Source organism: Virgibacillus proomii, from assembly GCF_900162615.1.
GTDB classification, from domain to species: Bacteria; Bacillota; Bacilli; order Bacillales; family Amphibacillaceae; genus Virgibacillus; species Virgibacillus proomii.
Map to the genome: position 1 here is coordinate 1,324,773 of NZ_FUFN01000010.1, position 19,967 is coordinate 1,344,739.

General features: G+C 37.2%; 17 protein-coding genes. All 17 read left to right on the forward strand.

What is annotated here, in order from left to right; all coding sequences use genetic code 11:
• Positions 1-4: 4 nt before the first annotated feature.
• The 17 genes from uvrA to whiA all read left to right on the forward strand — a co-directional run bounded on the left by uvrA (position 5) and on the right by whiA (position 19,933).
• Complete coding sequence (uvrA, locus tag BN1066_RS13665) at positions 5-2,881, forward strand: excinuclease ABC subunit UvrA (protein WP_077320020.1); 2,877 nt, start codon at positions 5-7, stop codon at positions 2,879-2,881.
• A 383-nt stretch (positions 2,882-3,264) separates the two neighbouring features.
• Entirely contained in the window at positions 3,265-3,618 is a 354-nt protein-coding gene (locus BN1066_RS13670; protein ID WP_077320021.1) for a YojF family protein, read from the forward strand.
• A gap of 323 nt (positions 3,619-3,941) precedes the next feature.
• Positions 3,942-4,610: a bacillithiol biosynthesis deacetylase BshB2 gene (gene bshB2, locus BN1066_RS13680; RefSeq protein WP_077320023.1), complete on the forward strand. Its 669-nt coding sequence runs from the start codon at positions 3,942-3,944 to the stop codon at positions 4,608-4,610.
• A 56-nt stretch (positions 4,611-4,666) separates the two neighbouring features.
• Positions 4,667-5,020 (forward strand): phage holin family protein, encoded by a 354-nt coding sequence (locus tag BN1066_RS13685; protein ID WP_077320024.1) that lies wholly within the window; start codon positions 4,667-4,669, stop codon positions 5,018-5,020.
• A gap of 982 nt (positions 5,021-6,002) precedes the next feature.
• On the forward strand, positions 6,003-6,953 hold the full coding sequence (gene hprK / locus BN1066_RS13690; RefSeq protein ID WP_077320025.1) for an HPr(Ser) kinase/phosphatase: 951 nt from the start codon (positions 6,003-6,005) through the stop codon (positions 6,951-6,953).
• Positions 6,950-7,831: a prolipoprotein diacylglyceryl transferase gene (gene lgt / locus BN1066_RS13695; RefSeq protein WP_077320026.1), complete on the forward strand. Its 882-nt coding sequence runs from the start codon at positions 6,950-6,952 to the stop codon at positions 7,829-7,831. The genes hprK and lgt overlap by 4 nt, the downstream gene beginning before the upstream one ends.
• Before the next feature lie 29 nt (positions 7,832-7,860).
• On the forward strand, positions 7,861-8,823 hold the full coding sequence (locus BN1066_RS13700; RefSeq protein ID WP_077320027.1) for a nucleoside recognition domain-containing protein: 963 nt from the start codon (positions 7,861-7,863) through the stop codon (positions 8,821-8,823).
• Positions 8,798-9,433: a pyrophosphatase PpaX gene (gene ppaX, locus BN1066_RS13705; RefSeq protein ID WP_077320028.1), complete on the forward strand. Its 636-nt coding sequence runs from the start codon at positions 8,798-8,800 to the stop codon at positions 9,431-9,433. Before BN1066_RS13700 ends, ppaX begins: the two co-directional genes overlap by 26 nt.
• 3 nt (positions 9,434-9,436) lie before the next feature.
• Positions 9,437-9,946: an acyltransferase gene (locus tag BN1066_RS13710; protein WP_077320029.1), complete on the forward strand. Its 510-nt coding sequence runs from the start codon at positions 9,437-9,439 to the stop codon at positions 9,944-9,946.
• Positions 9,947-9,954: 8 nt separating this feature from the next.
• Positions 9,955-10,494 carry a glycerol-3-phosphate responsive antiterminator gene (locus BN1066_RS13715; protein ID WP_077320030.1) on the forward strand — a complete coding sequence of 180 codons (540 nt, stop codon included), beginning with the start codon at positions 9,955-9,957 and terminating at the stop codon, positions 10,492-10,494.
• 699 nt (positions 10,495-11,193) lie between these two features.
• Positions 11,194-12,867 carry a glycerol-3-phosphate dehydrogenase/oxidase gene (locus tag BN1066_RS13720; protein WP_077320031.1) on the forward strand — a complete coding sequence of 558 codons (1,674 nt, stop codon included), beginning with the start codon at positions 11,194-11,196 and terminating at the stop codon, positions 12,865-12,867.
• A gap of 600 nt (positions 12,868-13,467) precedes the next feature.
• Positions 13,468-14,469 carry a tetratricopeptide repeat protein gene (locus BN1066_RS13725; protein WP_077320032.1) on the forward strand — a complete coding sequence of 334 codons (1,002 nt, stop codon included), beginning with the start codon at positions 13,468-13,470 and terminating at the stop codon, positions 14,467-14,469.
• Positions 14,470-14,528: 59 nt separating this feature from the next.
• Positions 14,529-15,506 (forward strand): thioredoxin-disulfide reductase, encoded by a 978-nt coding sequence (gene trxB / locus BN1066_RS13730; protein ID WP_281250292.1) that lies wholly within the window; start codon positions 14,529-14,531, stop codon positions 15,504-15,506.
• A 653-nt stretch (positions 15,507-16,159) separates the two neighbouring features.
• Positions 16,160-16,618: an 8-oxo-dGTP diphosphatase gene (locus tag BN1066_RS13735; RefSeq protein ID WP_077320034.1), complete on the forward strand. Its 459-nt coding sequence runs from the start codon at positions 16,160-16,162 to the stop codon at positions 16,616-16,618.
• A 493-nt stretch (positions 16,619-17,111) separates the two neighbouring features.
• On the forward strand, positions 17,112-17,999 hold the full coding sequence (rapZ, locus tag BN1066_RS13740; RefSeq protein ID WP_077320035.1) for an RNase adapter RapZ: 888 nt from the start codon (positions 17,112-17,114) through the stop codon (positions 17,997-17,999).
• Complete coding sequence (locus tag BN1066_RS13745) at positions 17,996-18,967, forward strand: gluconeogenesis factor YvcK family protein (protein ID WP_077320036.1); 972 nt, start codon at positions 17,996-17,998, stop codon at positions 18,965-18,967. The genes rapZ and BN1066_RS13745 overlap by 4 nt, the downstream gene beginning before the upstream one ends.
• A 21-nt stretch (positions 18,968-18,988) precedes the next feature.
• The gene (whiA, locus tag BN1066_RS13750; protein WP_077320037.1) at positions 18,989-19,933 is read left to right on the forward strand and encodes a DNA-binding protein WhiA; all 945 of its coding nucleotides are present in this window, start codon (positions 18,989-18,991) and stop codon (positions 19,931-19,933) included.
• Positions 19,934-19,967: the final 34 nt, after the last annotated feature.

Sequence of the window (19,967 nt, forward strand, 5' to 3'; positions counted from 1 at the left end):
TGAAATGCCTAGTAAATTTATTACCATTCAAGGCGCTAGAGCTCATAATTTAAAAAACGTTAATGTAAACATACCAAAAAATAAGCTTGTTGTTCTCACCGGCCTGTCTGGTTCAGGGAAGTCTTCACTTGCTTTTGATACGATCTATGCGGAAGGGCAACGCCGTTATGTTGAATCCCTTTCCGCATATGCTCGTCAGTTTTTAGGGCAAATGGAGAAGCCGGATGTTGACGCTATTGATGGCTTGTCACCAGCAATATCCATAGATCAGAAGACAACGAGTAAAAATCCAAGATCGACGGTAGGAACAGTGACGGAAATCTATGATTATTTACGATTGTTATTTGCCCGGGTTGGACATCCAACTTGTCCTAAGCATGGAATTGAAATAACCTCACAAACCGTACAACAGATGGTCGATCGTATTATGGAATACCCGGAACGAACGAAGATGCAAATCCTTGCTCCAGTTGTTTCTGGAAGAAAAGGAGAGCATGTAAAAGTTTTGGAAAAATTAAAGCAAGAAGGGTATGTGCGTATTCGTATTGATAAAGAAATGCGGGAAGTAACAGAAGACATTAAGCTGGAAAAGAATAAAAAGCATTCCATTGAAGTAGTTGTGGATCGAATTGTTGTCAAGGAAGGCATTGAGGGACGCTTAAGTGACTCTATTGAGACTGCTCTCGCCTTAGGAGAAGGTAAAATTATTGTCGATGTTATCGGTCAGGAAGAAATGACATTTAGCGAAAATCATGCTTGTCCAATTTGTGGATTTTCCATTGGCGAATTAGAACCGAGGCTATTTTCCTTTAATAGTCCATACGGTGCTTGTCCTACTTGCGATGGGCTGGGAACAAATTTAGAAGTAGATTTAGATCTAGTGATTCCGGATTGGAATAAGTCGTTAAATGAGCATGCACTTGCTCCGTGGAAACCGATCAGCTCGCAATATTATCCTCAACTATTAAAAAGCGTCTGTGAACATTATGATATTGATATGGATAAACCAGTTAAAGATATTCCAAAAGAAAAAATGGACAAAATCCTTTACGGCAGTGGTAAGGAAAAAATTCACTTTTACTATGTTAATGACTTTGGCAATGTACGAGATAGCGATATTGTTTTTGAAGGGGTAGTGAATAATGTAGCTAGACGCTACCGAGAGACTTCCTCCGAGTTTATTCGAGAAAATTTAGAGCAGTACATGGCGCAAAAAGCTTGTCCTGCATGTAAAGGATATCGTTTAAAACAAGAAGCTCTTGCTGTTCAAATAAATGGGTTGCACATTAGCGAGGTTACTAATTTCTCTATCGTTGAAGCACAAAACTTTTTCCAATCGCTTCAATTATCAACAAAAGAAATGCAAATTGCAAAAATGATCTTGAAAGAAATCTGCAATCGATTGGAATTTTTAAACAATGTTGGTTTAGATTATTTAACACTATCCCGATCTGCAGGTACACTTTCGGGTGGAGAAGCACAGCGCATTCGTTTAGCAACTCAAATTGGCTCGGCGTTAACTGGAGTCCTGTATGTATTGGACGAGCCTTCCATCGGCTTACATCAACGAGATAATGATCGGTTAATTGAAACATTAAAAAGCATGAGGGATTTGGATAACACCTTGATTGTTGTTGAACACGATGAAGATACGATGCTTGCTGCTGATTGGTTAATTGATATTGGACCGGGCGCCGGAGAGCATGGCGGAGCAATTGTTGCAAGTGATACGCCTGAAAAGGTAATGGAAAATCCAAATTCATTGACAGGACAATATCTATCTGGAAACAAATTCATACCATTACCAGTAAAACGGCGTAAACAGGATAAGCGTACCATTGAAATTGTCGGAGCAGAAGAAAATAATTTAAAAAAGGTTTCTGTGAAAATACCAATTGGTTTAATGACAGTCGTTACAGGCGTATCTGGTTCAGGAAAAAGTACACTGGTGAATGAAATTTTATATAAAGCTTTAGCGAAAGAACTTTATACAGGAAAACATAAGCCTGGAAAACACAAAAAAATAAAGGGTATGGAACATATTGAAAAAGTAATTGATATTGACCAATCACCAATTGGCAGAACCCCTCGTTCCAATCCAGCAACCTATACAGGTGTATTTGATGATATTCGTGATGTATTTGCGCAGACAAATGAAGCGAAAATTAGAGGCTATAAGAAGGGGAGATTCAGCTTTAATGTCAAAGGTGGACGTTGTGAAGCCTGTCATGGGGATGGTATTATCAAGATTGAAATGCATTTTCTTCCAGATGTTTATGTACCGTGTGAAGTATGTCATGGCAGTCGCTATAATCGAGAAACCTTAGAAGTGAAATATAAGGGAAAAAATATAGCAGATGTATTGGAAATGACGATTGAAGAAGCATTAGAGTTTTTCGCTAACATCCCAAAAATTAAGCGGAAATTACAAACGATCTATGATGTCGGGCTCGGTTATATTAAGCTTGGCCAACCGGCAACTACCTTATCTGGCGGTGAAGCTCAACGTGTTAAACTTGCTAGTGAATTACACCGTCGCTCTAATGGAAAATCGCTTTATATATTGGATGAGCCAACTACAGGGCTGCATGCAGATGATATCAGCCGATTGCTGAATGTGTTACAGCGCCTGGTAGATAATGGCGATACGGTTTTAATTATTGAACATAATTTAGATGTTATTAAGACAGCAGACCATATTATCGATTTAGGTCCTGAAGGCGGTGCTGGTGGCGGGCAAATTATTGCAACAGGTACTCCAGAACAAATTGCCAAAACAGAAGCCTCTTATACTGGGAAGTATTTAAAACATGTGTTAGAACGTGATAAAAAACGAATGGAAAATGCAATACAAGCTAAAGAGCAGTTTTCAACGAAATAGTTCAGTAGTCGCGTACAATATATAAAAGAAGAGATAGTCTCGAGGTGACCTTGAGGCTTTTTTTCTGAAATTTTGTAAGGAAATTCACAGTCTGTCTGACGATTATAAAACGAGAAGCAGAATTTACTATTTCTTAGAAGGAGGTAAGAGACATCACTAGTGTGAAGAATAAGTATACATTTATCTAAGAAGCGACACAGTGGAAATTTTATTATCAAAGTGTAATCAAGGTAATCTTAATCTTTGGGTGTCCAACATTTAAGGCGCCTATCACTTCAATGATTTTTTCCATTGACTTCTCCATTTCAAATGCAGGTATATTTTTTGACGGTTTTCATAACTTTCGATAAGCTAAAAGAAGCAGAAAATGGGGAGGAACCGAGATGAAACCAATAGAGATAGAAAAAGTACAACATTGGTTAGATACATTTTTAAATAAAGCTGTTTATATTCACGTTGAAACTACAAATGGAGCATATGCCAGTCATTTGGACAAGAAAGCCTATAATGTAGGCGCCTATGTGCGAAATGTCCAAATTACGTATGTGCAAGCTAAAATCGTAGTAGAAGGAAATACTTATCGAGTCGGGTTAAAAACTGCTAATGGATGGATATATGCGGAAGGGTTAACGGATTGGACCATTCATGAAGGAGCTAAATTATTACTTGCCGGTCATGATCATAAAGGGCGTTTAATGGTGGCATTACAAATTAGTGAAACTCCATTCGATTATTAGAGAGGATATTGAAAAAGGTTGTTAAAAATGACACATTGAGATCCAAGTCGACAGGACGTGCTAGTGTCGGCGTTGCAACAGGACAAGAAAAGCTTCTTGAATCGGCATCGCACGCAGAAAAAGCGTTCTTCTTTTTCAAGGACAAGAAAAGCTACGTAGCGATGTACTGCGGTTTTTCAGGGACAGAGTATGCTTCGACAGTAATGCATCACACGTAGAAAAAGTACACTGCATTTTTAAGAACGTCTACGATTTTAACTAACCTGGTTCTTTTTACCCTCTTTTTGAACACATACTTAAACAAAGAAAAACAGGTGATAAATATGGAAAAACATGTTGTTGTTATATTACCACATCCAGATGATGAATCATTTGGGGCTGCGGGATCAATTGCTCATTTTCGCAGTCAAGGAGTTCCTGTGACATATTTATGTGGTACATTAGGAGAAATGGGAAGAAATATGGGGAATCCTCCTTTTGCTAATCGAGAGACTCTTCCACAAATTCGCAAACAAGAATTGCAGAATGCCTGTAAGGTGTTGGATATGGAATTAGTGATGCTCGGTTATCGAGATAAAACGCTAGAGTTTGAGGAACAGACGAAAGTTGCCAAACATTTAAAAGATATTTTAGATGAAATAGCGCCTAGTTTAGTTATCACACATTATCCAGGCTATGCTGTACACCCAGATCATAACGCATTAGGAGCGGCTGCTATTAGAGCAGTAGCATCAATGAATGATACCAAACGCCCGACTGTATGGGCACAAGCGTTTGCCCGTGGATTTAAAGAGGAGTTAGGTGAGCCGGATATCATAAATGATATAGCAGATTATTTTGAAAAGAAAATGGAAGCTATTTTATGTCATGAATCACAAGCAAGCGGAATTATAGGTAAATTAAAAGACTATAAACAATTAGGAGCGGATATTTTACAAGAGGCAAAAGAACGGTTTGGTAAAGAAGAATTCTTTATTTGGAAGTTTGAATAAGTGTCAATTGGAAATAATTATGTTAAGGCGTTTAAACAAAGGAGAGGATATTAGAGATGACTAGATGGCTCTTGTCAATTGTTCTTAATGCAGTGGCACTGATTGCTGTAGCGCAATTGTTTGCTTCTTTTCATTTGGAAGGTTTTGGAACAGCTCTAATTGCCAGCTTTATCCTATCTATTTTGAATATCATTGTCAAGCCGATTTTAATTGTTTTAACATTACCGATCACAGTGCTTACGCTAGGATTCTTCTTATTTGTCATAAATGCTATTACATTGATGCTTACACAAGTAATTATAGGGGACTCCTTTGTGATCAATGGTTTTGGAACAGCTGTAATTGCAGCAATAATTATTTCCATCATTAATTTACTACTAAATCGATTAGTACAAGATTCCGTTCGTTAACACAAATAAAAGTGAATGGTATTAGACTTGCGGACAGTACAGATTCCCTTTTACCCCGCATGTAAGGTGCCGTAAGACTCTCCCTTCAAGAGTATAGGCAATACGAAGAAGTGAACGTGTGAGAAACGGCACCTAAATGCCCGATTCGTTCAACTAACATTCCGTGTAAAAAGCGTTCCACGGAATGAAGTTTCACTTTACCCCGCATGTAAGGTGCCGTAAGACTCTCCCTTCAAGAGTATAGGCAATACGAAGAAGTGAACGTGTGAGAGAACGGCACCTAAATGCCCGATTCGTTCAACTAACATTCCGTGTAAAAAGCGTTCCACGGAATGAAGTTTCACTTTACCCCGCATGTAAGGTGCCGTAAGACTCTCCCTTCAAGAGTATAGGCAATACGAAGAAGTGAACGTGTGAGAAACGGCACCTAAATGCCCGATTCGTTCGGGAGGCCTTTAAGTCATACCTTTAAGGTACTAATATTCAGTAAGGGATGAAGAAAAAGCCTTACTAAATGAAATTTCATTGTATATTTATCACCATGGCTCTTCATACAAGATGGTAAAAAGAGTCATTTAGCAGAGAACCAGATACTGCAAGATTTATAAATCTCTTTTATTGGCGAGAGTCTATCTTACCCAAAAGAAAGGTCGCATGGCAATGAACTATTCTATCTTTAGCTCTGATTATGTTGCAGACAATAGCTATCATACTTGATCGTAGGCAATTAAGTCTACGATTTTTTTGTGGGATATGCTACAATGAAGAAAACTTTTGCTTGTTATAATGAGGTGAATGCGAGATATAAAACATACTAAAAAGTTGGCTAGAAGAAGTCTGAGAATGACTTATTTAGCCTGTTTGGTTATAAATCTGATTGTACATACTTATTCAAGACTGGAACATGCATTACTTCACCGTAGGACGATATTTTTGTAATAAGTCGAAACATCAAGATGTTTTGTACAAGGAGGATAAATAAATGGCAACTGTTCGTACGAAGGATTTATTGGAAAACTTTAATCTGACTCTTGTAGCAGGGAAAGATGGACTTTATAGAGAAATTACTACCGGAGATATCTCCCGACCTGGCATTGAAATGACTGGATACTTTAAATATTATCCAAAAGAAAGGCTACAGTTAATAGGCAGAACAGAAATGGCTTACTTTTTGGAATTAAGTGATGATGAAAAGTTAGATCGCGTGACTAAACTATGCACAGATATTACTCCCGGGATAGTTGTGACAAGGAATATGGAAATCCCTCAAGTATTCATTGATGCGGCTAATGAGTCAGGTGTGCCTATCCTTCACTCCCCTCGAAAGACGACCCGTGTTATTAGCAGGTTAACGAACTTTCTGGAAGCTAAATTTGCTCCATTTACAGCAATACATGGTGTGCTTGTCGATGTCTATGGAGTAGGTGTTCTCATAACAGGACAAAGCGGCGTTGGAAAAAGTGAAACAGCATTAGAGTTAGTCAAACGAGGACATCGACTGGTTGCAGATGATAGTGTGGAAATCCGACAAGAAGATTACGACAGTTTAATTGGAAACCCGCCTCCATTGATTGAACATCTCTTAGAAATCCGCGGACTTGGTATTATTAATGTAATGACTTTATTTGGAGCAGGATCAGTACGCAATTATAAAAAAATATCCTTAATTATTAATCTAGAAAATTGGGATGAACATAAACAATATGATAGGCTAGGTTTGGATGAAGATAAAATGAAGATCATGGATGTTGAATTACCAAAAGCAACCATTCCAGTGCGTCCAGGCCGAAACTTAGCGGTTATTATTGAAGTTGCTGCCATGAACTTCCGGCTAAAGCGTATGGGCGTAAATGCGGCAGAAGAATTTTCTGAACGTCTCACAAATATGATTGATCAAGAAAGTGGCGAATATAGTCAAGGAGGGGACTTATGAGTTGTTCAGCACCTGTACTAGATAGGGTATTTTTGCAAATTGGCCCTCTGTCGATATATTGGTATGGAGTGATTATCGCTGCCGGTGCATTTTTAGGGTTGATTTTAGCTAATCGAGAAGCGAATCGCTTAGCCATGAAAAAAGATATTATGGTTGATTTAGTCGTTTTTGCGATTCCGATTGCAATTATTTCAGCTAGAATTTACTATGTTATTTTTGAATGGGATCGATATGTAGGTAGTTCATGGATGGATATTTTTGCCATATGGGAAGGGGGAATTGCAATTCATGGAGCGCTCATTGGTTCCGTTTTAACAGCGATTGTCTACGCCCGGGTTAAAAATGTATCTTTTTGGCAACTTGCTGATATCGCTGCACCAAGTATTATCTTAGGGCAAGCAATTGGTCGTTGGGGTAATTTTATGAACCAGGAAGCACATGGAGGGCCAATCTCGAAAGCAACGTATGAGAGTTTTCATCAGTATTTGCCTGATTTTATTATGAATCAAATGTGTATTGATGGTGTCATGTATCACCCTACCTTTTTGTATGAATCGGTCTGGAATTTACTTGTGTTTGCTTTTCTTTTACTATTACGGAAATATAACCCGATCAGAGGAGAAATCTTCCTTAGCTATGCAATTGCCTATTCCATTGGTCGCTTTTTCATAGAAGGAATGCGAACGGATAGTCTCTACGTATTGGGTTCTCTTCGCCAGGCCCAAGTAATTTCAATAGTCATTATTGTTATTGCTGTGATATTGATTATTTATCGGCGAAAAACCGAGCATGTACGTTATTTGGATATAACAGAACAAGCTAAAAAGTCATCAGGAACCGGAGCAAAGAAAAAAGGGAAAAACAAAAAAAAGAAATAAGCAGTGCTTACGAGAGAGGGAATACGGAAATGAAAAGTATTTTACTACGTGGGGTACAGCAAGGCTTACATACAACCTGGACATTAGGAAAAGTGATCTTCCCGATAACTTTAATTGTGACTATTTTACAATTCACACCAATTCTTCCTTGGGTGATAAAGCAATTAACGCCACTGATGGGCTTGATCGGACTTTCCGGTGAGGCTGCAGTTCCTTTAGTGTTGGGAAATACTTTAAATTTATATGCCGGGATCGCTGCAATTGTTTCCTTTGATTTTACAGTGAAAGAAGTATTTATTATGGCGATTATGCTATCATTTAGCCATAATCTATTTATTGAATCAGCCGTTGCTTCGAGAGTTGGAGTTAGCTGGTGGTTAATTGTAGCCATTCGAGTCAGTTTAGCATTAATCGCTGCAATTGTCATTAATGTTATTTGGAATGGTGGTTCAGAGCAAGCTGTATACGGGTTTATTTCTAATACAGAACCGAGTTTAAATGGCTGGTTTGAAATTGTTATACATGGTTTACAAACGGCAATTGTAGCTATTGCGCAATTAGCATTAATCGTTCTTCCGTTAATGATCATGATGCAATTTCTACGGGAAATGGGGTGGCTTACAAAGCTTTCGCAAATATTTGCACCATTTACAAAAGCCCTAGGAATGAAAGAAAATACATCGATGACAATGGTAGCAGGACTTACGATTGGGCTAGCCTATGGCGCTGGCGTGATGATTCAGGCTGTCAAAGAAGATGGAGTGGAGAAGAAGGACATGATGCTTGCACTTATCTTTCTAGTCTCCTGTCACGCAGTAGTGGAGGATACGTTAGTATTTATTCCACTAGGGATCCCTGTATGGCCATTATTAGTTATTCGATTAGTAACAGCCATTTTATTAACCATGATTGTTGCTTTTATTTGGAAACGAGTAGATAAGAACAGAAGAAAGGAATCAGCAACAAATGAGCATTCGTACAATACTTTTTGACTTAGATGGTACATTAATCGATACCAATGAATTGATCATTGCTTCGTTTTTGCATACATTTGAACATTATAATTATCAGTTTTCAAGACAGGAAATTATTGAATTTATTGGTCCACCCCTATTTGATACGTTTCACAGCATTAACCCAGAAAAAGCAGAGCGTATGGTAGAAACTTACCGAACACATAATATGAACGAGCATGATCATTATGTAAAGGCATTTCCATATGTAGAAGAAACATTACAGCAGCTAAAGGCAAAGGATATCAAGCTAGGGGTCGTGACAACTAAAATGCGCCAGGCAGTAGCTAAGGGGTTGGCGATTACTCAAATCGGTGATTACTTTGATACAGTGATTACTTTAGATGATGTTAACAAGCCAAAGCCAGATGCAGAACCTGTGCTAAAAGCAATGGCTGAATTAAATGCTGATACAACATCCACTCTAATGGTCGGTGATAATTCCCATGATATACAATCAGGGCACAATGCCAGTGTTAAAACGGCTGCAGTAGCATGGTCGTATAAAGGCAAGAAGCGATTAATGCAATACAATCCAACTTATATGCTGGAGGATATGCGTGATCTTTTATCTATTACAGGAGTGTAAATAATGCGAAAAACAAAACGTTATCCTGTGAAACATACAAATGCGTTATGGCAAATTTATGATACGGTATCATTTTGGAAAGTGATGAAAAACTTTGTTGTCATCCAAGTTGCCAGATACACGCCGTTTTTGTCAGTGAAAAACTGGCTTTATCGTCAGCTTCTATCAATGGAAGTCGGAGAACATACGGCTTTTGCTTTAATGGTAATGCCAGATATTATGTTTCCTGAAAAAATTAAAATTGGGGATAACAGCGTTATCGGATATAATACAACGATATTGGCGCATGAATATTTAATTAAAGAATACCGAATCGGTGAAGTAACGATTGGCAACGAAGTAATGATCGGTGCTAATACAACGATTTTGCCCGGCGTGACAATTGGTGATAGAGCAGTTATTTCTGCAGGCACATTAGTGCATAAGGACGTTCCTGCCGGTGCTTTTGTAGGTGGAAATCCAATGCGCATTATTTATACAAAAGAAGAAATGGAAGCACGTAATAAAGAGTAGGTGATAGCTTGCATGTACCAACAGGTATTTTACCAGCGATCCGCAAACTGAAGGATTTTGATAGAGCATTAGAAACCTCATATCCAACCATTGTTATTTTAGAGACACGTTTATCACAAATTAAAAATTTGGTTACTTACTCCAAACGAGCGAATAAAAACATTTTAGTTCATTTCGATTTAATCCAAGGATTAAAATCAGATGATTACGGAATGGAATACGTTCTACGGGAAATAAAGCCGAATGGGATCTTATCGACAAGAGCCAATGTGATCAAAATGGCTAAAAAACATGATATGTTGGCGATTCAACGTGTTTTTTTACTGGACAGTTTAGCTTTAGAACAGAATATTAAGCTGATTAAAAGCGTACAGCCCGATTGTATTGAAGTGTTGCCAGGAATCATTCCAACCATGATTCACTATTTATCCGAGGAAACCGGCTTGCCAGTTATTGCAGGAGGTCTTATTAAGACAGATGATCAAGTGCAACAGGCATTAGAAGCAGGAGCTATTGGTGTATCGACATCGAACACCGATCTTTGGTGAAAATGAAATAATATTTTTCAAAAATAGGATAAAAACAGGGTATGAGTAAAATATCTATGGGGAAATAGATGATTCTCGCCTTTGGTAGAATAGTTTTTGAGAGAAAAGAAATAAAAAGCGATTTTCTTTTTTGAGGACAAGGAAGGCTTTTGCAGGATTACATCATATTTTTCAGGTAGGCCCGAGATGACAGCCTTTATTCTACTTCTCATTAATTTGTCGGATGGGGAAAAAAGCATCAGGCAGTAAGGAATACGAACTTAAAATAAGCATTTGCTAGTTTACGACACCTTACATTCAGGGTAAAAGCCAGAAAATCACAAGGTGAGAGTGACTCCCTTAAATACGTGACAGACTCTAAAACAAGCAAATCGTTGTTGATCAAGAGTAATTATGTTATACTTACAGTAAGTTAATATTTGGACGGAGAATTGGAGAAACCGCAAAGCGACTAATATAGTACATATTAGTTTGTTTTGCGGTTTTATTTTTTCCGTTAAGAGAAGATAAAGGATTAGCACAGAAACCGATTAGGCGACAAGGTTCTAAGGTAAAAGTGCAACTGTTCAATTATCTGCGTCATAGACTTGTTACTAGTCAAGTTTTCAATACATGTTTGTTAAAACCAATACTTTCGTCCATACTGATACATGGCTTTTTACAAAAAAGGGTAAATATAATTATGGGAGTGAGTTAGTGATGAATACTTTTTCTAGTTATCGTCGAGAAGAACGTTTTAAAAAAATGCAAGAGGCAAAGTTAGATCTGTTAGTTATAGGAGGTGGCATTACTGGTTCAGGAATTGCCTTAGATGCAGTGACAAGAGGATTAAATACGGCATTAGTCGAGATGCAGGATTTTGCAGCCGGAACATCAAGTCGATCGACAAAATTAGTACATGGTGGGCTTCGCTATCTCAAACAATTTGAAGTGAAAATGGTTGCAGAAGTTGGGCATGAACGAGCAATTGTATATGAAAATGGCCCTCATGTAACTACACCAGAATGGATGATGCTTCCTTTCCATAGGGGGGGGACATTTGGTCCGTTTACTACAAATATAGGATTAAGAGTTTACGACATGCTTGCAGGGGTAAAAAAATCAGAACGGCGTAAAATGTTAAACCCGGAGGAAGCACTGGCAAAGGAGCCTTTAATTAAAAAAGAAGGCTTAAAGGGAGCAGGATACTATGTGGAATATAAAACAGATGACGCTCGACTAACGATCGAAGTACTAAAAAAGGCTGTACAAAAAGGAGTTATCGCAACAAACTATGCTAAAGTAATCGAATTTATATACGATGATAATAAACGAATAATTGGAGTAGTAATTGAAGATCAAATTCATAAACGACAATACAAGGTATATGCAAAAAAGATTATTAATGCAGGTGGTCCATGGGTTGACGAATTAAGAGAGATTGACGGATCGAGAAAAGGAAAAGCGTTACATTTAACAAAAGGTGTACATCTTGTGTTTTCCAAACGGGTCTTTCCATTACAACAGGCAATTTATTTTGATGCACCGGATGGCCGTATGGTCTTTGCGATACCTAGAGAAGATGTTACCTATGTTGGAACGACAGATACGACTTATTGTGGTGATATAGCCAATCCTAAAATGACAGTGGCAGATCGTGATTATATTTTACAGGCTATTCAATATATGTTCCCTACATTAAATATTCGTGCCGATCATGTGGAATCAAGTTGGGCTGGTTTACGTCCATTAATTGCAGAAGAAGGGGCAGACAATCCAAGTGAAATTTCCCGTAAGGATGAGATTTTTATCTCTGATTCTGGTTTAATCTCCATGGCAGGGGGTAAGCTAACAGGCTATCGTAAAATGGCTGAGGAGGCAGTTGATACGGTTACGAACCAATTAAAACAAGAAAAGGGAATTCTCTTTTCGAAGTCGGATACGGTTCATCTGCCAATTTCAGGTGGAGAAGTTGGTGGCTCCGAGGGCTTTGCGAGATTTATGGAAAGAAAAATACAAGAAGCAGTGGTAGAAGGTATGGAAGAATCAGCTGCTCGCCGCTTAATCCAACGATATGGAGCTAATTTTGAAGTTATTATGGAGCTTTATCGAACGAAACAAGAAGAAGCAAAGCAAGCAGAAATTGATTTGTTAGTATTTGTGGAATTATTATATGCCTTAGAATATGAGGCTGCCTATAAACCGGTTGACTTTTTTATTAGACGTACAGGAGCTTTATTCTTTGAAATTGAATGGGTTCGTTCTCACCAAGTAAAAGTGGTAGAGTATATGGCAAAAACTTTAAATTGGTCTGAGGAACAAAAGCACGCATACGTGGAAGAATTAACACAAGCGTTGCATGAAGCTGTTCACCCACAAACGGAAGAAAATTAATCAATGAACTGGAAGTCCATTATGGATTTCCAGTTTTTTAATATATAAGAAATGATATCTATTTTTACATGGTCGATACTTTTTTGAAAGTAGCTCCCGTGTCTAGCTCAATTGCATAAGCTGTAGCAAACTTTGATCTTCTTATTACGATAAGTCAACAACATTGACTTCTTGATATCACCATAGATAAAATTTTTAGCACTGAATTTAAAAAACGACGAATGTTTAAAAGGTGCCGTAAGACTCCCACTTCAAGAGCCTAAGTTGGTACAAAAGGGTCTAAGCGGGAGAAAACGGCACCTAAATGCCCGATTCGTTCAAAGGCCTTTAGGTCATACCCTTGTGGTACTAACATTCAGTAGGAAGGTTGGAAGAAAACTCCTACTTAATGAAATTTAACTTTATAGAAGTTAATTCCATGAAGTGAAAATTCTTTAAGAATAAGTGGAAAGGCAAGTTCCTATATCCATGGTTCAAGCCTGGACAAATTTCATTATTGATAGGATTGGCGTCATAATATGGTATATATTTAGGTCTGTATAAAACTGATGGCAAATATGGTATACTTTGTTCGTATGTTTATAGACGAGGGGGATATATATGTCACAAGTTACAAATAAATCAAATGAAAAACAAAATAACGTTCTCCCTTTTATTCCTGAAGGTGATTTTTACTTCACAAAAGGTATAGAAGCTTTTCAAAAAAGAAAATTTGATGTCGCTATAAAATGGTTAAAAAAAGCAATTGAGCAAAAACCAACTGAAGCATTATATAAATGTCAGTTATCTATTATCTATACAGAGATCGGAGCATACCATGCAGCAAATGAAGTGTTGACAAATGTGTTGCAGACATCGGAATATGTCGACTGTTATTATTTGCTGGCCAATAATTATGCACATCTTGGTTTGTTGAATGATGCAAAAAAATTTGCTGATCTTTATTTAGAAAAGGAACCAAATGGTGACTTTAAAGTTGAAGTCATGCATTTATTAGCATTAATTGATATTGAAGAAGATGATGAGGATTGGGATTTGGAAGACGAAGATGAACTGCTGATTTATCAGGAAACCGTCTTTTATCATATGGAATATGAAGAATGGGAAAAAGCAATTCCCGTCTTGGAAGAGATGCTCTTTCTATTTCCAGAGCATCCTAATACAAACCATGACTATACCCAAGCCCTGTTTTTTTCTGGTTATAAAACAAAAGCACTAGAGATGGAGCTAAAAGAATTAGATGAAAATCCGAATTCTTTATCTTGCCATCTGAATTTAGCATTATTTTATTATGAATTAGAAATGAATGAAGAATATCATTTGCATATTCAGGCATTACTAAACGTATACCCAATTCATGAACAGCAAAAATTACGTATTGCTGTCACGCTTGCTCGAACAAATAATCATGCTGAAGCACTGATGCGATTTCAATCTCTGGTTAAAGGGAAAGTAAAAGGACATCCTTCTTATTTTCGCTGGTATGCTTTATCCACGTATCGCTCTGGAGAACAAGCAAAAGCCGTTTCCATTTGGCAGGAAGGATGTAAAAGACATCCAAATTTATTAAGTGAAATAATGCCTTGGGAGGAAAATAAGTAAGTGTGAGCATAATATTAGACGAAAAGTCTTACGTTTATTAAGCTAAATATGGCTGAATTATAAGTAGAAAAGGGGCGAATAAAATGTCCGATCACAAAATGTATGATGTTATTATTGCAGGCGCTGGTCCTGCCGGTATGACAGCTGCTGTTTATGCTTCTCGGGCTAATTTAGAAACATTGATGATTGAACGTGGTATTCCAGGAGGACAAATGGCCAATACAGAAGATGTTGAAAATTATCCTGGATATGAGCATATCCTTGGTCCGGAGTTATCCAATAAAATGTTTGAACACGCTAAAAAATTTGGTGCTGAATACGCTTATGGTGATATTAAAGAAGTTATTGATCATGGCGATTATAAAACGATTGTAGCTGGAGATAAGGAATACAATACAAGGTCCGTAATTATTACGACTGGTGCCCAATATAAAAAGCTAGGCATTCCAGGTGAAGAAGAATTAGGCGGCCGTGGCGTATCCTATTGTGCTGTTTGTGATGGTGCATTCTTTAAAGGGAAAAACTTGATCGTGATTGGCGGAGGTGACTCTGCGGTTGAAGAAGGTATATATTTAACCCGATTTGCTAATAAAGTGACCATTGTTCATCGTCGTGATGAATTAAGAGCACAACGTATTTTACAGGATCGCGCATTTGATAATGAGAAGATCGAGTTTATTTGGGATACAGTGGTTGAAAAAATCAATGAACAGGATGGAAAAGTCGGTAGTGTAACGTTAAAAAATAAAAAAACGGGCGAAGTATATGATCACGATATCGACGGTGTATTCGTATATATTGGTATGGTTCCATTGAGTGAGCCTTTTAAATCTCTTGGCATTACCAATGAAGATGGATATATCCCAACAAATGAAAATATGGAAACCCCAATACCAGGCATTTTTGCTGCTGGCGACATACGTGAAAAAACATTACGACAAATTGTTACAGCAACTGGTGATGGAAGTATAGCAGCAGAATCAGCAATAAAGTATGTTGAAGATGTGAAGGAAGAAATGAAAGCAGCCAATTCCTAAAAGCTTTAAGAAAAATTTACTATGAGTAACTGCTTTTTAACCGCGCTGTAATATGTGCGAAATAATCGTGGGGTATAATATAAACTAACTAATTGACCCCCTTTTAATAGATAGATTAGTTATTTGGCGCAGGTATGTATAAACCTGTGCTTTTTTTGTTTTCTAATAAAATTATATCCGTTTCTACCCTTGTTGATAACTTTTTTTGAAAAGTAGCATTGCCTAGTGTGAGCGCTAGCTTAAGTTTTTTTCCGTTACTCAAAAAGTCAGTAGAAAAAAATACTTCGGGTTTTTTCGTATGTTAGGATGGATTAAATTTTAGCTTAGGAGTTCATTCGACACCGTAAACTTTTTTAAGATATACATATATATATATGTGTAACTAGGATCTCGTCTCGCCGCTAAATTTTACATCTTTTAAGAAATGAAAATTTATGACTATAGATTTGGTGAATTCCAATTATTAACATGAATGAAGTTTTATTATATTCTTTTTTTAAACACAGACTTTAAGTATAACATTATTGACTATATATGATGTTAGCGGTTATCCCCATTTGCAGTTACGTAAGTTTCCTTTTATAGTTGAAACTAGTATAATATAAATTGGTATGGATAGATAGTCCATTGTTGTGAATTTAGAGGTGATTGGAATGCAACAGGTTACAAACTGCATAGTAATAGATCAAAATCAACTGTTAGTTTTAAAAAAGCCCAAGCATGGATGGTATGCAATTCCCGGAGGAAAGATGGAATTTGGCGAAACCATTCGTGAATCTGTAATTAGAGAATATAAAGAGGAAACGGGATTGCAACTTCATGATCCAAGATTAGCTGGAGTGTTTACATTTACAGTGTTAGATGAAGATGAGTCTAAACGAGAATGGATGATGTACACATTCATCTGCCATAAATACAGTGGAAAGCTTGTTGAATTTTGCAGAGAAGGTGAACTGGAATGGGTAGATATTAAAGAAATAAAGAATTTACCGATGGCTGAAGGAGATCGAATGATATATCAGTATATATTCAATAGTGATCATATAGTAACTGGAACGTTTAATTATACAAAAGCGGACGAATTAATCAGTTATCGTATTGACCCATTGTAAATTATTATAAGTGAAATCTTATTCAGTTAGCGGTTTCTTCATCCTCTACTGATAAGAAGTAGAACAAACGGCAAAATTGCAACTCTTGAAAAAGAAGTACGTTTTTTCTTCGTGCGAAGTATGCTATCGTAGTCTTTCTTGTCCTTGAAAACCGCGGTGTATTACTGTCGTAGCAACTCTGTCCTTTCAACCGAAACGAATCGGGCATGTAGGTGCCGCCTTCTCCCTTTTAGACTTCTTCATATCCCTACAACCCTTAAAGCGATAGTCTTACGGCACCTTACATGCGGGGCAATATAATAACATATTGACAATATATACAGAACAGGAAACGATGTATCCAATCTTGAGAATTAATTGACGAAAACAAAATGTCTTTGCCTTATCCTATCTTAAAGAGGTGACTAGCAAAGACATACCGTTTAACATAGTATAAGTTAGACTGAGTAATTTCAATTCAACTAGATCCAGACTAAAGAGGGAGATAGAGTAAATGAGTGAAAAACAAGAAACAAAATTAGTTATTATAACAGGGATGTCAGGAGCTGGTAAAACAGTTGCTGTGCAAAGTTTTGAAGATTTAGGTTATTACTGTGTAGACAATCTTCCTCCTACATTGTTACCTAAATTTATTGAACTAATGAAGGATTCTACAAATAATATTCAAAAGGTTGCACTTGTAATGGATTTACGTGCTCGTGAATTTTTTGATTCTTTATTTGAGGCATTGGATGTATTGGCAGTTGAAGATTGGCTTGATGAGCATATTCTCTTTTTAGATGCCAAGGATGAAAAACTTGTAAGCCGGTATAAGGAAACAAGGCGTTCCCATCCTTTAGCAGTAGGTGGACTTCCTTTAAATGGTATTCGTAAAGAACGGGAAATTTTAGATGAGTTAAGAGGAAGAGCTCAGCGGATTATTGATACAACCAACCTTAAACCAAAAGAGCTCCGCGAAAAGATCGTGCAGGCTTATTCTGAAGAAGAAGAGGAAGTCTTTTCTATTCATTTTGTTTCTTTTGGCTTTAAGTACGGTTTACCGATAGATGCTGATTTAGTATTTGATGTTCGTTTTCTACCAAATCCTCATTATGTTACTAATTTACAGCCTTTAACAGGTTTGAACAAAGACGTTGCTTCTTATGTATTTCGCTGGACAGATACGGAAAAATTTAATTCCAAAGTACTTGATTTACTTCAATTCATGCTTCCGCAGTATAAAAAAGAAGGGAAGTCGCAATTAGTAGTCGCTATTGGGTGTACAGGTGGACAACATCGATCTGTCGCACTTACTGAATATTTTGCAAAGGAATTAAGTGAGGGCTATATTACTCATGTTACACATCGTGATATTGACAAAAGAAAGGGACATCATAAATGAATTCAGAAAAACTCCCACGAGTAGTCGTTGTTGGCGGTGGAACAGGGATGCCTGTTTTACTACGTGGTTTGAAAAACCTCCCCATTCAATTGACTGCCCTTGTTACAGTTGCAGATGATGGAGGAAGTACAGGAAGACTGCGTGATGAAATGGATATACCTGCACCAGGGGATATCCGTAATGTGATAGCTGCTTTGTCTGATGCTGAGCCAATGCTAATTGAATTATTTCAACATCGCTTTAATGTAGGGAATGGATTATCTGGTCATTCCCTGGGCAATTTATTATTAGCGGCGATGACTTCCATTGCCGGAGATTTTAATCAGGGAATAAGAGAAATTTCCCGTGTTTTAAATGTGAAAGGAAAAATTTACCCTATATCTAATGATAGTATGTCACTCCATGCAGAAATGGAAGATGGTACGATCGTGTCAGGAGAATCTAATATTCCTTTAGCTAATAAGAGAATCAAGCGTGTATTTTTAAGCCCGCAGCCTGTTCATCCATTACCAAATGCCGTTAACGCTTTAAAAAAAGCGGATATGATTGTAATTGCGCCTGGAAGTCTATATACAAGTATTATGCCAACCATTATCATGCCGCAAATAGCAGAGGCAATCCGTGGAACAAAAGGGAAAGTAGTTTATGTATGTAATGTGATGACACAGGCTGGAGAAACAACTGGCTATACTGCTGCAGACCATGTGCAAGCTATCTGTGATCATATTGGAGAAAATAGTGTGGATTCCATAGTGGTACATAATGAGCCGATAGAAAAAACAATTCGAGCGATATATGCAGAAGAAAACGCAGAGCCAGTTATTTATGATACAGAACGTTTATTAGAGATGGGTCTAAGAATTATTGAAGGTGATATTATTGATCCGTCGCAATCCGCGTTAAGACATGATAATCATAAAGTAGCAGCGTTATTGTATTCTATTTTAAAAGAGAATGAAGCTGTTTAAGCACATGAAGGGGGGGATAACATGTCCTTTGCTTCGGAAATAAAAAAAGAATTAACAGCGATCGAGATAGATGAGTGCTGTAAATATGCTGAATTAGCTGCACTGGTCCGTATGAATGGAGCCGTTTCTTTATCCAAGCATAAGTACACATTAGATGTACAGACAGAAAATGCTGCTATTGCCAGACGCATTTATATGCTGATTAAAGCGGCCTATGATGTCCGTGTAGAACTGTTAGTGAGAAAGAAAATGAAGCTAAAAAAGAATAATGTTTATATTGTTCGTCTTAAAGAGGATGTTCGTTCCTTATTGCTGGATTTACGCATTTTACAAGAGCCTTTGAGTTTCACGCGAACTATTTCTAATGAGTTTCTAAAGAACACCTGCTGTAAAAGAGCTTATTTACGAGGTGCATTTTTGGCTGGGGGCTCCATTAATAATCCGGAAACATCTTCATACCATTTAGAAATTTTTAATTTTTATGAAGAACATAATGATGCGTTATGCGAACTGATTAATGATTTTGGTTTGCATGCACGTAAACTGGAACGAAAGAATGGTTATATCGTTTACATCAAAGAAGCAGAAAAAATTACAGAATTTCTCAGTATTGTCGGTGCATATAATGCACTGTTCAAGTTTGAAGACGTTCGTATTTTACGTGATATGAGAAACTCTGTAAACCGGATTGTTAATTGCGAAACAGCTAATTTAAATAAGACAATTGGTGCTGCATTTAGACAAATTGAGAACATTCAATTAATTGATCGAACCATTGGGCTTGATCAATTGCCAGAGAAACTAAGAGAAATTGCTGTCCTTCGGATCCAGCATCAGGATGTATCTTTAAAAGAGCTCGGTGAGTTATTAGAAAGCGGTAAAATATCTAAATCTGGTGTTAATCACCGATTAAAGAAAATCGATGAATACGCAGAAAGAATTAAAAAGGGAGAACTGTTTACCTAAGCTTTGCTTGTAAAAAAAACCATGGTATAATACA